General features: G+C 64.0%; 12 protein-coding genes. 8 read left to right on the top strand and 4 right to left on the bottom strand.

What is annotated here, in order from left to right; all coding sequences use genetic code 11:
- Window positions 1-2: 2 nt before the first annotated feature.
- The 3 genes from QZH52_RS31070 (at window position 3) to QZH52_RS31080 (ending at window position 4,280) form a co-directional block, all read left to right on the top strand.
- Complete coding sequence (locus QZH52_RS31070; protein WP_301814907.1) at window positions 3-1,148, top strand: glycosyltransferase; 1,146 nt, start codon at window positions 3-5, stop codon at window positions 1,146-1,148.
- A 35-nt stretch (window positions 1,149-1,183) separates the two neighbouring features.
- Window positions 1,184-2,143, top strand: a complete 960-nt coding sequence (locus QZH52_RS31075) for a GDP-L-fucose synthase family protein (RefSeq protein ID WP_301814909.1) — start codon at window positions 1,184-1,186, stop codon at window positions 2,141-2,143.
- A 124-nt stretch (window positions 2,144-2,267) separates the two neighbouring features.
- Entirely contained in the window at window positions 2,268-4,280 is a 2,013-nt protein-coding gene (locus QZH52_RS31080; RefSeq protein ID WP_301814911.1) for a glycosyltransferase family 4 protein, read from the top strand.
- A 5-nt stretch (window positions 4,281-4,285) separates the two neighbouring features.
- On the opposite strand, the gene QZH52_RS31085 is transcribed toward QZH52_RS31080, so the two are convergent.
- The 3 genes from QZH52_RS31085 to QZH52_RS31095 are packed head-to-tail and all read right to left on the bottom strand — an operon-like array spanning window position 4,286 to window position 7,212.
- Window positions 4,286-4,987, bottom strand: a complete 702-nt coding sequence (locus QZH52_RS31085; protein ID WP_301814912.1) for an ABC transporter ATP-binding protein — start codon at window positions 4,985-4,987, stop codon at window positions 4,286-4,288.
- 6 nt (window positions 4,988-4,993) lie between these two features.
- Window positions 4,994-5,797, bottom strand: a complete 804-nt coding sequence (locus tag QZH52_RS31090; RefSeq protein ID WP_301814913.1) for an ABC transporter permease — start codon at window positions 5,795-5,797, stop codon at window positions 4,994-4,996.
- The gene (locus QZH52_RS31095) at window positions 5,794-7,212 is read right to left on the bottom strand and encodes a mannose-1-phosphate guanylyltransferase/mannose-6-phosphate isomerase (protein WP_301814914.1); all 1,419 of its coding nucleotides are present in this window, start codon (window positions 7,210-7,212) and stop codon (window positions 5,794-5,796) included. Before QZH52_RS31095 ends, QZH52_RS31090 begins: the two co-directional genes overlap by 4 nt.
- 115 nt (window positions 7,213-7,327) lie before the next feature.
- Between QZH52_RS31095 and QZH52_RS31100 the strand changes: the two genes are divergently transcribed.
- The 3 genes from QZH52_RS31100 to QZH52_RS31110 are packed head-to-tail and all read left to right on the top strand — an operon-like array spanning window position 7,328 to window position 11,368.
- A complete protein-coding gene (locus tag QZH52_RS31100) occupies window positions 7,328-9,295 on the top strand; it encodes a glycosyltransferase family 2 protein (RefSeq protein WP_301814916.1) in 1,968 nt (655 codons plus the stop codon).
- Window positions 9,292-10,284, top strand: coding sequence for a glycosyltransferase family 2 protein (locus QZH52_RS31105; protein WP_301814917.1), 993 nt, complete (start codon window positions 9,292-9,294; stop codon window positions 10,282-10,284). The genes QZH52_RS31100 and QZH52_RS31105 overlap by 4 nt, the downstream gene beginning before the upstream one ends.
- 31 nt (window positions 10,285-10,315) lie before the next feature.
- Window positions 10,316-11,368, top strand: coding sequence for a glycosyltransferase family 2 protein (locus tag QZH52_RS31110; protein ID WP_301814919.1), 1,053 nt, complete (start codon window positions 10,316-10,318; stop codon window positions 11,366-11,368).
- Here QZH52_RS31110 and QZH52_RS31115 read toward each other — a convergent pair.
- A complete protein-coding gene (locus QZH52_RS31115; RefSeq protein WP_301814920.1) occupies window positions 11,350-12,117 on the bottom strand; it encodes a glycosyltransferase family 2 protein in 768 nt (255 codons plus the stop codon). The genes QZH52_RS31110 and QZH52_RS31115 overlap by 19 nt on opposite strands.
- 44 nt (window positions 12,118-12,161) lie before the next feature.
- Between QZH52_RS31115 and QZH52_RS31120 the strand changes: the two genes are divergently transcribed.
- Together QZH52_RS31120 and argB are read left to right on the top strand one after the other, a co-directional pair.
- Window positions 12,162-13,256, top strand: a complete 1,095-nt coding sequence (locus QZH52_RS31120) for an MraY family glycosyltransferase (RefSeq protein WP_301814921.1) — start codon at window positions 12,162-12,164, stop codon at window positions 13,254-13,256.
- Window positions 13,257-13,314: 58 nt separating this feature from the next.
- Window positions 13,315-14,208, top strand: a complete 894-nt coding sequence (gene argB / locus QZH52_RS31125) for an acetylglutamate kinase (RefSeq protein ID WP_286522163.1) — start codon at window positions 13,315-13,317, stop codon at window positions 14,206-14,208.
- Window positions 14,209-14,211 lie beyond the last annotated feature (3 nt).

Genomic DNA, 14,211 nt, shown 5'->3' on the forward strand with positions numbered 1-14,211 from the left:
CCATGGCCCGCATCGCGTACCTCGATCATTCGTTCCATCGCACCACCCGATCGACAGCATTTTTGCCGGAGATCCTGCGCCGGCACGGCCATAGCGTCGATCTGTTCTGGGACGATGCTTGGCAAGGTGGCCCACCGGTAGCGTGGGCGGATGTACGATTGCACGACGTCGTGATCATGTTCCAGTCGTACTGTGCGCCGGATCGTCCGCAATTTCGGCAGTCGCACCCGAACATCGTATACGTTCCCATGTTGGATCAGTTCGGGCTGTGGCAGGGGCCGGTCTATAACCTGTCTGCGTTCTGGGAGCCGTTCCAGGGCTCGAAGGTCCTGAACTTCTCGAACGCCGTCCACTGCATGACGAGCGGGTTCGGCATCGTGAGCCACTTCGTGCGCTATTACCAGCCGGTTATTGCACGGCCTGCACCTGCGCGCCAAGGCCTTCATGGCTTCTTCTGGTTGCGTCGAGAGCCGGAGTTGCCGTGGCGGGTCATCCGCCGATTGATCGGCAACACCGCTTTTGACAGCTTCCACATCCACTTGGCCGTGGATCCGGGCACGCCTGCGCCTGAAGATCCCTCGGCCGAGGACATCGCCAGGCATCACATCACGACCTCGACCTGGTTCGAGAACAAGGCCGATCTCGATGCTGTGATGGAGCGTGCGAACGTCTTCTTCGCGCCCCGGTTGGAGGAGGGCATCGGGCAGTCTTTTTTGGAGGCGATGGGTCGAGGCCAGTGCGTCGTGGCCCCCAACCATGGCACCATGAACGAATACATCATTCCAGGCCTTAACGGCTTACTCTACGAAGCCCGCGATCCGCAGCCGCTGGATTTTTCGACTGTGGAGAAGCTAGGGTCACAGGCCAGGGACGGCGTCGTGGCGGGCCGAGCCGCGTGGGAGAACGCTGAGGCAGATCTGGTCCGCTTTATCCTGACGCGCAGCGAGGCGCTATATGCCGGAAAGTACCAGCACGCGTTGGGTGAGGCGGAGGTCGGCGCGTCGACTGCGCCGGCATCAGGGGCGCCGCCGCGAGCATCGGCGTCTTTCGGGTTGCGCGGTTTTGCGCAGCGCCACGCGATATTCAGGTCGACCCGGTTCATCTGGCATCCGATGCTCAGGCTAGCCCGGCAACTCTTGGGACGCTGAACTTGGTGGTGCACAACTTTTCAATGAGAGTTCCGATGGAAAAGATGAAGGTATTCGTCGCTGGTCATCGCGGTTTGGTTGGCTCGGCAACGATGCTGGCGCTGAAGAACCACCCGGATTTTGAGATCGTGACGCGGACTCATGGCGAACTCGATCTTCAAGACCGTGCCGCCACACGCGCGTTCTTCATGGAACACCGGCCAGACCATGTCGTCATGTGTGCCGCGAAGGTCGGAGGCATCTTGGCCAATTCCAAGCTGCCCGTCGAATTCCTTCACGACAACCTGCGCATCCAATTGAATGTGTTTGATGCCGCGCGCGAGGCTAGGATCGATCGCATGATCTTTCTCGGATCTTCCTGCATCTACCCGAGGGGCTGCCCCCAACCCATCAAGGAGGAGTACCTGTTGACCGGCCCGCTGGAGGCGACCAATCGTCCCTATGCGTTGGCGAAGATCGCCGGCGTCGAGTCCTGCTGGGCGTCGAATCGGCAGTACGGCACGCGCTATCTCGCGATGATGCCGACCAACATGTACGGGCCGGGTGACAACTACCACCTAGAGCATTCGCATGTTCTGCCGGCCCTGATCAGGCGCTTCCACGAGGCGAAGGTCACGGCGGCGTCGTCGGTAGTTGTCTGGGGCTCAGGCCGGCCGCGCCGGGAGTTTATGTACTCGTCCGACCTCGGGGACGCGATCATGTTCCTTCTTGCATTGCCCGATGAGCGTTTCGCCGCGCTGACTCATCCGGACGTTGCGCCCTTGATCAATGTCGGGGTCGGCGAGGATGTGACAATTCGCGAAGTGGCCGAACTCGTCAAGGCGACCGTGGGCTACCAGGGTGAACTAAAGTTTGACGCTACAAAGCCGGATGGAACACCGCGCAAGCTGTTGGACGTGGGGCGCCTCGCGGCGTTAGGATGGAAGGCGAAGACCCAACTCGCTGCTGGGCTCCAGCACGCGTACGAGGACTTTCTCAAGCGTCATGCCGCATAGCCTGATCCGACGATACGTAAGGCGAATCGCGAAGGGCGCCTGGTGGCTTGTCACGCCTTGGCGGATGGGGCAGCGCGTGAGGTTCTTGCGAGCGCGCGCTGCTGCCGAGGCTCGAGTTGCGGAGATGGCTCGCTTCGTCGAGGGGGAGCAGGCTCGACTCGCACTGCGGCAGCGCGGCGCGGACGTGCCTCCCATGGAGATGCTCGACCTGTTCTCCGACGCGGAGGTGATCCGGTTGGTCGACATGCCTGCGAGCCACTTCCTTTGGTCGCCTGTCGCGCCCGGCGCGGTGGTGGACCGTTGGTCGGCCGCGCGCTTCTGTATCGACCTTTGGCGCGGGCGCAGTGACCTTCGGGCGCGGTTCCCTGCCGGCCTTGGCGGAGGACGTGGGGGTGAACTCGGCGGCTGGCTTCAGCAAGCGGGCGCCGCGGAATTGGGTTTGAGCGAAGCCGCCCTTTCGCACCTCCTTAACGCTTTGGAGGATAGCCTGCCCGATCGTGCAAGACAGACGTTTCTCGCGAACGAAGTCCTCGGATCGGTGCTGCCGCATGGCCTGACGCCCGCTGGGATGAGTGGCCTTTTCCGTTGGTTTATGCGATGTGGCGCGGGCGAAGCGGGGCTGCGTCCGGAGGAGGTCTGGTGGCTGTTCTTGGAAGCCGCACAAGACCCAGAGCAGGAACTTATGCTGGCCTACTACTTCACGCCCGCGTGGCAGCGACAGCACCCCGACGGGATGACGGTATTCGGACGCGATGCGTTTGCGTCCTGGTTTGCTGCAGAGTACGGCGCTTCCGGCGGGTGGATTGATCCGTCCGGATGGCCGCAGTGGCAAGAGCCGGCATTGCAGATTCGAACAACCTATTGGGCTCGAGACGCGTGGCGAGCAGCCCAGCCAAATGCGCTCGTAGACCGGCAAAGTGCACGCTCATTGCTGGTCTGGTTGGCGTCACCGGAAGCCGGTCTGTCCGAGTCAGTCCGGAATTGGTGCGGGCGACTCGACCCCCAGGCGATTGCGGACGAACTCATCGGTCTCGGCATCAATGTCATTGGCCACTTCTGCTATCCGTCAGGCCTCAGGGTGTCAGTCGAATCGATGGTCGAGGCGGTGCGCCTGGCGGGCGTGTCGACTTCGCTGCGCGACGTGCGAACCGATGCCAAGGACGACCCGCGCCACGTCGATTTCCGCGGCATGGAATGCCACGACGTGACAGTCATCCACACGCAACCCGAACCCTTCTTCGATGATGCATATCGGCGCGCTAACCTGTTCGAGCGCCAGCCGCGCACCTACCGCGTGGGCTACTGGTACTGGGAATTCGATTCGATCCCGGACGCGTGGGTGGCGCACGCGGGCAACGTGGACGAGGTGTGGGCGGCGACCGAGTTCGTTGCGAAGGGCTTGCGCGAGAAGCTGTCGGTGCCGGTGCGGACCTTGTTTCCGGGCGTCAAGTTGGCGCCGTTCGCGAGGCGCCCGAAGAGCTACTTCGGCCTGAGCGAGAAGTCGTTCACGTTCCTGTTCACCTTCCACATGATGAGCGTGATGGAGCGCAAGAATCCGCTGGGGCTGATACGGGCGTTCAAGCTGGCGTTTGGCGAGGATGATGGGGTTCAACTGGTGCTCAAGACGTCTTTCGGCGATCGGCATCCAGCGCAGATCCAGGAACTGCGCGCTGCGGCCGGCGGCGCGAAAATCACGGTGATCGATCAGGTGTACAGCCCTGACGAAGTGCTGTCGCTTATGGACGCGTGCGATGCCTACGTGTCGCTGCATCGCAGTGAGGGCCTGGGCCTGACGATGGCCGAGGCGATGCTGATGGGCAAGCCGGTGATCGCCACCAATTTCTCGGGCAACGTGGACTTCATGGATGACGGCAATAGCCTGCTGGTGAATCATAAGCTGGTAGAGCTGGGCAAGACGATCCCTCCGTACGATGCGGATTTGGAGTGGGCCGAGCCGTCCGAGGAACATGCAGCGCAACTGATGCGCCGTATCTACGATGACCAAGAGTTGGCTCGCGAGGTCGGGGCTCGTGGCAAGGCTAGCGCCGAAACCAACCTGTCGCTGGAGGCCGCGGGCAGAAGAATTGCGAGCCGTCTCGAGGAGATCAGGGCGATGCGGCGCGCAACGCCCTCTTGATCGAGCTATTGCTCGACGATCCGCCCGTGCTCCATATGGATGACCCGATTGCACTCTTTGGCAATCAGTGAGGGCGAATGGGAGGCCAGCACCAGGATGCCGGACTTCGAAACGACATCCTTCATTCGCTGCTCGGCCTTTTCAGTGAACTCCGCATCGCCCACCGACAGCCACTCATCCATCAGTAGGATGTCCGCCTCGACGCTGGTCGAGATCGAAAAAGCGAGGCGCATCATCATTCCGGTTGAGTAAGTTCGCACCGGCATGTTGACATATTCCCCGAGCCCACTGAACTCGCAGATTTCGGGGGTCAACGCGTCGATCTGCTTCTTGCTCATGCCCATCACGAGGCCACGCAGCATGATGTTCTCGACGCCGGTGGCGTCCGCTTCGATGCCCAATGAAGGGTCGATCAGGCTAGAGACGCTGCCCTGGCGCGCGAATTCGCCCGATGACGGTTCGTAGACGCCGGCGAGCGTGCGCAGCAATGTCGACTTGCCCGCACCATTGTGGCCGATCAGGCCCAGCCGGTCACCGCTTTTAAGTTCCAGGTTGATGCCGCTCAAGGCTTGAACGACATTGACGCCGGTCTCCTTGCCAAAGCGGCCGCCGGTAACCGATGCCGCAAGCGTCTTCTTGAAGGAAGCAGCCCCGGCACCGTAAATGGGAAAGTTGACCGAAACGCTTTTGAGAGAGATGAAAGCCATGGTTCCTTAGAGCCAGTAGACCACGCGACGGCGGTATTTCGCAAACAGCAAGCTCGACACGATCAGTGTCACAGCGGTCCAGCCCAGGATGCCCCACCAGTTGTGCATTTCGGCCACACCACCCATCAGCGGCGTGCGTAGCAGGTCCAGCATCTGCGCGAACGGGTTCCACAGAATATATTGCGCGCGGCCGGGCAGGCTGGAGGGCAGCCAGAACACGGGTGTGAGGAACATCAGCATCTGCATCACGCTGGTCACGATCTGAGTGACGTCGCGAAATCGCGTGCAGACCAGCCCGAGCGCAATACCCACTGCCTGAGCGTTGATGAGCACCAGCAGGAAAGCCGGCACGAAGAGCAGGGCCGACCACCCGAGCGAGATGCCGGCCCAGATCGCGACCGGTATGTACAACACGATCTGATGAGCGAACTGGATCAGGTTGCGCGCCATGCTGCGCCATACGAACAGGCTGATAGGGAAATAGCCTTGCTTGAGGTAGTTCGAGGAGCCGATGAACGCGTTGCACGAATCGGTCACCATGGCCGAGAAGAAGCCCCAGAAGATGATCCCGAGCGCCAGATGCGGAAAGAACTTCGACAACTCGGTGCCGAACAGCGAGCTGTAGAGCGGCCCCATGCCGCCGATCATGGCGCCCATGCTGAGCGTGAGCCACAACGGGCCCAGCATCGAGCGCCGATAGCGCAGGACGATGTCGAACCAGGCGAGTGTCCACCAGATGTCAGTGCGGCGCGTACCTTCCCACCAGTCGCCCCACGCGCTGCGATGCAAATTCGAATGTGCCTGGCTCATACGCGCCCGTAAGTGTCTGCCAGTCGCACGATGTCATCTTCACCCAGGTAGGCTCCGCATTGCACTTCGATGAGCACAAGTTCGTCTTCGCCGATATTCGTCAAACGATGTTTCTCCTTCAATGGGATGTAGCGGTATTCGCCCGGGTGTGTTTGGTGCTCGACGTCGCCGACTTGTACCAGTGCCGAGCCGCGCACCACCACCCAGTGTTCGGCGCGCTGATGGTGGTATTGCAGCGAAAGCGACGCGCCAGCCTTCACCGTGATGCGCTTGACCTTGTAGCCGTCTTCTTCCTTGAGCGAGGCATAGGTGCCCCAGGGGCGATGAACCACGGCGGGCAGATGCACCGTTTCGTGCCTGCGGGCCTTCAGTATGTCGACGACGCTCTTGACCGACTGCGCGCTGTCCTTGTGCGCCACCAGCAGTGCATCCGGCGTGTCGACGATCACGAGGTCGTGCACGCCCAGCGTGGCCACCACTTTCGGGCTATGGCTGGAGACCTGCACGTGAGTGCCCGTGGTGTCGATGGCGACGACGTCCGGCGGCATGGTGTTGCCGCTGGCATCGGGCGTCTGGGCCTTTGCAACCGATGGCCACGAACCAACATCGCTCCAGCCGAACTTGGCAGGGACGACGTGGACATTGTCGGCGCGCTCCATCACGGCATAGTCGATGCTGATATCGGGCTGCAATCCGAAGGCGTGCAATTCGAACTGGACTGTCTGGCCCACCACCTGCGACGATTCGAGCGCACGGCGCGCGGCGGTCAGCAACTGGGGCGCGTGGCGCTCAAAGGCCGAGAGGATGGCATCCGCGGTGAAGCAGAACATGCCGCTGTTCCAATAGTAGCGCCCGGTCGCAAGGTATTCCTGTGCCGTCTCAAGGTCCGGCTTCTCCACGAATCGCGTGGCTCGCTGGCTTTCGCGCGACACATGCTCTACCTCGATATAGCCGAAACCGGTGTCCGGACTGGTCGGGCTGACGCCGAAAACCACCAGGGCTCCCTGTTCGGCCAGCCTGAAGGCCTGGCTGGCGCTGGCAACGAAAGCCTCGACGTCGGGTACCAGGTGGTCCGCCGACAGCACCAGCATGACAGTGTCGCCGCCGAACTGTCGGGCGCACTGCAGCGCCGCCAGTGCGATGGCAGGCCCGGTATTGCGACCCTTGGGCTCGAGCAACAACGTGGCTTCGGGCGGGTCAACCATCTGCGCCAAGACGTCCTTGGTGAGAAACAGGTGATCTTTGTTGGTGACGACCAACAGGTCGCCGGTGCCGCAGGCCTGCCCTCGTTCGATCGCCTGCTGAAGCAGGGTTGAGTCCCCAAGCTTCATGAAAGGCTTCGGAAAGGCCTGGCGCGAAGCGGGCCACAGGCGGGAGCCTGCGCCTCCCGAGAGCACAACTGAAAGCAAGCGCATTTTTTTCCTGATATCTGGACGGGCGATAATTTTACCGGTCCGACTCCAGCCGGCCTCGGAGACCGGGGCCGCGGAGCCTCGGCTTGTCACCGATCCATGCCGAAGTTCACGAACGATGTTTACAAAGCCCACCCTGCCGACGACGCATCCGCCGAGCCGCCCCCGCCCGCGCAGCGTCGACGAGGAGAAGGCCAAACTTCACCGCCAAGTCCGACTCCTGACCTCGGAAGTCACAGGGCTCGAGGAACAGCTCCAGGCCATGCGTCAGTCGACCAGTTGGCGGTTCTCGGCGCCCTTGCGCTGGCTGAGCCGGCAGCTGGGACGGAAGCCGGCGCCGAGCCCGGCCGCCTTGAGAAGGGACCAGAGTTACGCCGAGTGGATTCGTCTGTATGACTCACCGGCTCCCGGAATGCAGGATCCCTTCTGCGTCCGCAGGGCTGGCCATGTCGTACGGCCTTCGCTTTCGATCGTGCTTGCGGCGAGTATTGATGAAGTGTCCTTGCTGGCGCCGTCGATCGGCGCCATCCTAGCCCAGGACCATGCGGCTTGGGACCTCGTTGTCACCGTCCCCGCAGGCGCACGGGCCGAGGTGGAGGGCCTTGTTGCCCGGGACGCCCGCGCGGGGGTTCGCACTACGGTGCGTTCCAGCGCCGTTCCGACCTCGAAGGCCAACGCGTTCAACAATGCACTGGAGTGGGTCAAGAGTGATTGGGTGTTGTTCCTGGACCCGGGCGACGTCTTGCCGACTTGCGCGCTGAGCCATTTCGCCCTCGAGATCGTTGGCCGGAGCGGGGCGGGGATCATCTATTGCGACGATGACGGCCTCGATATCGATGGCAACCGAGTCGATCCCCGCTTCAAGCCGGATTGGAATCTCGACCTGTTCTATTCGCAGCACTACGTCTCGCACACGGCCGCCTACTCGAGGGCGCTGCTGAGGGATGTCGGTGGGTTTCGCGAGGAATTCGGCGAAGGTGCCGGCTACGACCTCATGCTCAGGTGTGTCGAGCGTCTGAGCCTGGGTCAGATTCACCGGGTTCCTCGCATCCTGTGGCACACGCGAAATGCGCCCGAATCGACCGATCGCAGGGAAGCGATGGTGGCTGAGTCGCGGGCGCTGGACCAGCACCTGGAGCGCCGCGGCGTCGAGGCGCGCGTGACGGAAGCCGATGGTGTGAGGCGCGTGAATTACGCGCTCCCTGCCGAACTGCCCTTGGTCACGCTGATCATTCCGACGCGCAACGGCCTGTCGCTGCTTCGACAGTGCATCGAGAGCATTGTCATGCTCTCGACCTATCCAAACTACGAGATCCTTCTGGTCGACAATGGCTCGGACGAACCGGATGCGTTGGCCTACATGGCGGAACTCGATCGGCAACCGGGAATTCGCGTCATTCGGGACGCCCAGCCGTTCAACTATTCGGCTTTGAACAACATGGCAGCGCGCCATGCACGCGGCGCTGTGCTCGGCTTGATCAACAACGACATCGAGGTCATTTCGCCAGCCTGGCTCGAAGAAATGGTTTCCCTGGCAATGCAGCCTGGCGTTGGCGCCGTGGGGGCCAAGTTGTTGTACCCGGACGAGACCGTTCAGCATGGTGGCGTTTTACTGGGCGTCGGTGGCGCCACGGGCGTTGCGGGTCACGCCAACAAGTTCCTGCCGGCGACCGAGGCCGGCTACATGCAACGGGGAGCATCGGTCCAGTCTTTCTCCGCGGTGACGGCCGCCTGCCTCGTGGTTCGCAAATCGCTCTACGAACAGATGGGCGGCCTGAACGAAGTCGACCTGAAGATCGCCTACAACGACGTCGACTTCTGCCTTCGGCTTCGCGAAGCCGGGTACCGCAACGTCTGGACTCCCCACGCCGAGCTGTTCCACCACGAATCGGCGACGCGAGGATCCGATTTCTCGCGGTCGAAACGCCAGCGTTTCGACCAGGAGCAGGACTACATGCGCTCGAAATGGCGCGAGCTGATCGCCGATGATCCGGCCTACAACCCCAATCTCACCGTGTACGCGGAGGATTTCGGCCTGGCCTGGCCGCCTCGCGTGCCCTGGATCACCGGCGCCGCAGCCCCATGACCCTCTCCGTGTCCGTCGCGCTCTGCACCTACAACGGCGCCCGCTACATCGGCGAGCAGGTCCGCAGCATCTGCCTCCAGACCTTGCCGCCCTCGGAGATCGTCCTGTCCGACGACGCCTCCACCGACGGCTGCGTCGAACTGGCGCAGGAAGCCCTGGAGACCTGCCAGCGCGAGCGTCCGGGCCTGTCGATTCGCTTCAGGCCGATTCGCAACGCCAAGGCCCTCCGCGTGACCAAGAACTTCGAGCAGGCCGCCAGCGCCTGCACCGCCGACCTGATCGCCCTGAGCGACCAGGACGATGTCTGGCATCCCGAGCGCCTGGCCCGGATGGTGGCCGAGTTCGAGGCGCGCCCGGACCTGCTGCTGCTGCACACCGATGCCCGCCTGGTCGATGGATCGCTCGAGCCGCTCGGCAACACGCTGTTCCACGCGCTGGAGGTCAAGCCCTTCGAGCGTGCCTGGATCCACGAGGGCCGTGCATTCGACGTCTTCCTGCGGCGCAACCTGGTGACTGGCGCAACCACCCTGTTCCGGCGCTCCCTGCTGGTCCAGGCCCTGCCTTTCCCCAAGGAGTGGCTGCACGACGAGTGGCTGGGCATCGTCGCCGCCGCGATCGGCCGGGTCGACGTGCTCGAACAGGAACTGATCGACTACCGCCAGCACGAAAGCAACCAGATCGGCGCCCGCCGCGACAGCTTCATGGGCAAGGTCCGCAAGGCCCTGGCATCCCGCGGCACCACCCACCAGGATCGCGCCCGAAAAGCCGAGTTGCTGCTCGAACGCCTGCTTTCGCTGGGCGACCAGGTGGCTGCGGATACCATCCGGAAGCTGCGCGACAAGCTCGAACACCAGCGATTCCGGGCCGCGCTGCCGGCGTCGCGTCTGGCACGGTGCGTGCCGGTGCTGCGCGAAGCCATGACCGGCCGCTACGAGAAGTTCGGCCGCGGCGCGCGCGGCGTCGTGCGCGACCTGTTCGAATCCGTCTGAGACCGCCCCGATGAATCACAAGCCACGCTGAATGCCCGCCAACAACGATTCCCCCGCTGCCGCCAAGCCCACCGTCGTCGTCGTCATCCCGTTCTACAACGGCGCCGACTTCATCGAGCGCGCCGTCAAGAGCGTCTTCAACCAGACGGTGCCCGCCGATGAGGTGTTCGTCGTCAACGACGGCTCGCGCCCGGAAGAGCGGGAAGCGCTGGGCGCGCTGGCCGAGCGCTATCCGTTCCGAATCATCGACAAGGAGAACGGCGGCCAGGGCTCGGCGCGCAACGCGGGCGTGGCGGCGTCGCGTTCGGACTACATCTGCTTCCTGGATCAGGACGATTTCTATCTTCCTAACCACATCGAGCTCCTAGCGAACGCCATCCCCGGTGACGACGCGCGCTTCGGCTTCGTCTACGCGGATCTCTACGAGGCGGATGTCGACGGCAACGTGGTGCGCACCGAACTCATCAAGCAGCACTCGAAGGACCATCCCAAGACCAGCATCTTCGACATCTTGCGCTACGACATGTTCGTGCTGCCGTCGGCGACGCTGGTCAGCCGCACGGCCTTCGACGCCGTGCAGGGCTTCGATCCGCAGTTCATGGGTTTCGAGGACGACGATCTGTTCATGCGGATCTTCCGCAAGGGCTACAGCAACCATTTCCTCGACCGCGCGGTCACGGTCTGGTGCATCCACACCGAGAGCACCTCGTTCGGCATCCGGATGATCCGCAGCCGCTACCGCTTCTTCCTGAAGCTCGCCGCCACGTTCCCGGACGAGCCGAAGCGCAACCGCTACTACCTGCGCGACTACCTGATGCCGCGCTTCGGCAAACTGTTCGTCGATCACGCGATCCAGGCCACCAAGCTCGACAACGAGTACCGCAAGGAGATGTTCGCCCACCTCGACGACTACGCCAGGATGGTCCTGACCAACCCCTACGTCGGCGTCAAGGCCAAGACCAAGCTGCGACTGACCCGCTTCCTGCTCTCCCACAGCACCCCCGGCATGGTCCGCGCCATCGGCGCCGCCACCAAGCTGCCCCTGATCCGCGGCTTCCGCCGGCTCTACCGCACCGAGGCCTGAGCCTTGCGCAGGGCGCCGCGGAAGCGCCAGAACGCGGCCGAGCTCCAGACCTTCAGCAGGCTGGTCACGTGCCAGTACAGGTGACGGTGGCTGGTGCGGCTGGCGCGTTGGGCGTCGTGCCGGGCCAGCAGGTCTTCCGCCACCTGCAGCTTCCAGCCGGCGAGCTGGGTGCGGGCGCAGATGTCGAAATCTTCCCCGTACATGAAGAAGCGCTCGTCGAAGCCGCCGATCTCGCGGTAGGCGTCGCTGCGGAACAGCATGAACAGCCCCGGGATCCAGTGCGGCACCGCGGGGCGCTGGTAACCGGGCCGCCGGCGCACCAGGATCTCGTGCGGCGTGATGATCGCCCGGTGCTGCTCGGGCTCGTCCTTGCCGGGCTCGAGGATGCGCGGCGTCAGCAGGCCGCTGTCCGGCCGCGCCTGGGCGACCAGCGGCGCCAGGATGTCGCGATCGAAGCGGATGTCCGGGTTCAGCACCAAAAACCACGGCGTCGCGCAATGGCCGAAGGCCTGGTTGTGGTTGGCGCCAAAGCCCATCGGGGCCGGATTCTCGATCCGCTCCACCTCGAAGCCCCAGTGCAGGCCGGCGAGCGCGTCGGTCTCGGGGATGTTGATCGTCAGCACTACCTTGGCGACCGTGCCGCGGCTGAAGCGGTCGAGTTCCTCCATCAGGGGGCGCACCAGGTCGAGCTGGCCGTGGCTCACGATCGACACCGTGATGGAGGCAGGGGAAGAGGGGGGCATCGGCATGGTCTAATTTCGTCCGGGAATTCTAGGGTTCCCCAACACCACCCATGATTGCCCTGATCGTCATCAGCTTCCTCTTCTCCGCCTTCGCGGTGCAGCTGTTCATGCGCCGCGCCCGCCGGCATGCACGTCGCTACGGCGCCGACATGCCGCAGCGCTTCCACAAGGGGCACGTGCCGCGGCTGGGCGGGGCCGGCATCTTCATCGGCACCGGCGTCGCCTGGCTGGTCGCGGGCATCGGCTCGGACCCGTTCAATGTCTCCTGGCCGCTCAAGAGCTCGGCGCTGACGCTGCTGTGCATCGCGCCGGCCGTGCTCGGCGGCATCATCGAGGACGTCACCCAGCAGGTGTCGGTGCGCTACCGGCTCAGCCTGACCATCGGCTCGGCGCTGCTGCTGTGCTGGGTGCTGAACCTGGGCCTTGCGCGGGTCGGCATCCCTGCCGTCGATGGCTGGCTGCAGGCCATGCCCTTTGCCGCGATCGTGTTCGCCGCCCTGGCCATCGGCGGCCTGCCGCACGCCTTCAACATCATCGACGGCTACAACGGCCTGGCCGGCACGGTCGCGGTGCTGGTCTGCCTGGCGATCTCGCACGTGGCGCTGCAGGTCGGCGACCGGCAGCTCGCCGCCATGGTGATCTGCCTGGTAGGCGCCACGCTCGGCTTCCTGATCTGGAACTACCCGCGCGGCAAGATCTTCGCCGGCGACGGCGGCGCCTATGTCTGGGGCATGGTGATCGCCATCGCCGCCGTCACGCTGGTGCAGCGGCACCGCGTTGTCTCGCCCTGGTTCCCGATGCTGCTGCTGATCTACCCGGTCTGGGAGACGCTGTTCTCGATCTACCGCAAGGTGGCGCGCGGCCAGTCGCCGGGCACGGCGGACGCGCTGCACTTCCACCAGCTGATCTTCCGCCGCATCGTGCGCGTGGCCTTCGCCGACGACGAGGCCCGGCAGCTGCTGGCACGCAACAACCGCACCTCGCCCTACCTGTGGATCTTCGCGGCGCTGACGGTGGTGCCGGCGGTGCTGTTCTGGAACAACACGCTGGTGCTGATCGCCTTCTGCGTCCTGTTCGTGGCCACTTACGTCGCCGCCTACTTGATGATCGTGCGCTTCAAGGTGCCGCGTTGGCTGCGGCCGTAACCTCGGCGCCGCCGAGTTCCGCCACAATCCGGAAATTCGTCTTTTCCCATCGCTCGCCATGACTGATCCCGTCCTCAACATCCCTCCGCGCGACAAGGCCGAGATCCTGGCCCAGGCGCTGCCCTACATCCGCAAGTTCCACGGCAAGACCATCGTCATCAAGTACGGCGGCAATGCCATGACCGACCCCGAGCTGCAGGCCGACTTCGCCGAGGACGTGGTGCTGCTCAAGCTGGTCGGCATGAACCCGGTGGTGGTGCATGGCGGCGGCCCGCAGATCGAGGCCGCGCTCAAGAAGCTCGGCAAGACCGGCCACTTCATCCAGGGCATGCGCGTGACCGACTCCGAGACCATGGAAGTGGTCGAGTGGGTGCTAGCCGGCGAGGTTCAGCAGGACATCGTGGGCCTGATCAACCAGGCCGGCGGCAAGGCGGTGGGCCTGACCGGGCGCGACGGCGGGCTGATCCGGGCCCAGAAGCTCAAGATGGCCGACCGCAACGATCCCAACCTCGAGCACGACGTCGGCCAGGTCGGCGACATCGTCTCGATCGACCCGAGCGTGGTCAAGGCGCTGCAGGACGACGCCTTCATCCCGGTGGTGAGCCCGATCGGCTTCGGCGAGAACAACGAGAGCTACAACATCAACGCCGATGTCGTCGCCGGCAAGCTGGCCACCGTGCTGCAGGCCGAAAAGCTCATGATGCTGACCAACACCCCCGGCGTGCTCGACAAGAACGGCACGCTGCTGACCGACCTGAGCGCCCGCGAGATCGACGAGCTGTTCGCCGACGGCACCATCTCCGGCGGCATGCTGCCGAAGATCGAGGGCGCGCTCGACGCCGCCAAGAGCGGCGTCAACGCGGTCCACATCATCGACGGCCGCGTGCCGCACGCGATGCTGCTGGAAATCCTCACCGACCAGGCCTACGGCACGATGATCCGCGCCCGCTGAGGG

Source organism: Variovorax ginsengisoli (assembly GCF_030486595.1).
GTDB classification, from domain to species: Bacteria; Pseudomonadota; Gammaproteobacteria; order Burkholderiales; family Burkholderiaceae_C; genus Variovorax; species Variovorax ginsengisoli_B.

Coding starts and splice junctions, on each gene's coding strand:
- QZH52_RS31095 (WP_301814914.1), bottom strand. CDS start 7,212: ATGCGCTTGCTTTCAGTTGTGCTCTCGGGAGGCGCAGGCTCCCGCCTG.
- QZH52_RS31110 (WP_301814919.1), top strand. CDS start 10,316: ATGCCCGCCAACAACGATTCCCCCGCTGCCGCCAAGCCCACCGTCGTC.
- QZH52_RS31105 (WP_301814917.1), top strand. CDS start 9,292: ATGACCCTCTCCGTGTCCGTCGCGCTCTGCACCTACAACGGCGCCCGC.
- QZH52_RS31120 (WP_301814921.1), top strand. CDS start 12,162: ATGATTGCCCTGATCGTCATCAGCTTCCTCTTCTCCGCCTTCGCGGTG.
- QZH52_RS31115 (WP_301814920.1), bottom strand. CDS start 12,117: ATGCCGATGCCCCCCTCTTCCCCTGCCTCCATCACGGTGTCGATCGTG.
- QZH52_RS31090 (WP_301814913.1), bottom strand. CDS start 5,797: ATGAGCCAGGCACATTCGAATTTGCATCGCAGCGCGTGGGGCGACTGG.
- QZH52_RS31080 (WP_301814911.1), top strand. CDS start 2,268: ATGGCTCGCTTCGTCGAGGGGGAGCAGGCTCGACTCGCACTGCGGCAG.
- QZH52_RS31070 (WP_301814907.1), top strand. CDS start 3: ATGGCCCGCATCGCGTACCTCGATCATTCGTTCCATCGCACCACCCGA.
- QZH52_RS31100 (WP_301814916.1), top strand. CDS start 7,328: ATGTTTACAAAGCCCACCCTGCCGACGACGCATCCGCCGAGCCGCCCC.
- argB (WP_286522163.1), top strand. CDS start 13,315: ATGACTGATCCCGTCCTCAACATCCCTCCGCGCGACAAGGCCGAGATC.
- QZH52_RS31085 (WP_301814912.1), bottom strand. CDS start 4,987: ATGGCTTTCATCTCTCTCAAAAGCGTTTCGGTCAACTTTCCCATTTAC.
- QZH52_RS31075 (WP_301814909.1), top strand. CDS start 1,184: ATGGAAAAGATGAAGGTATTCGTCGCTGGTCATCGCGGTTTGGTTGGC.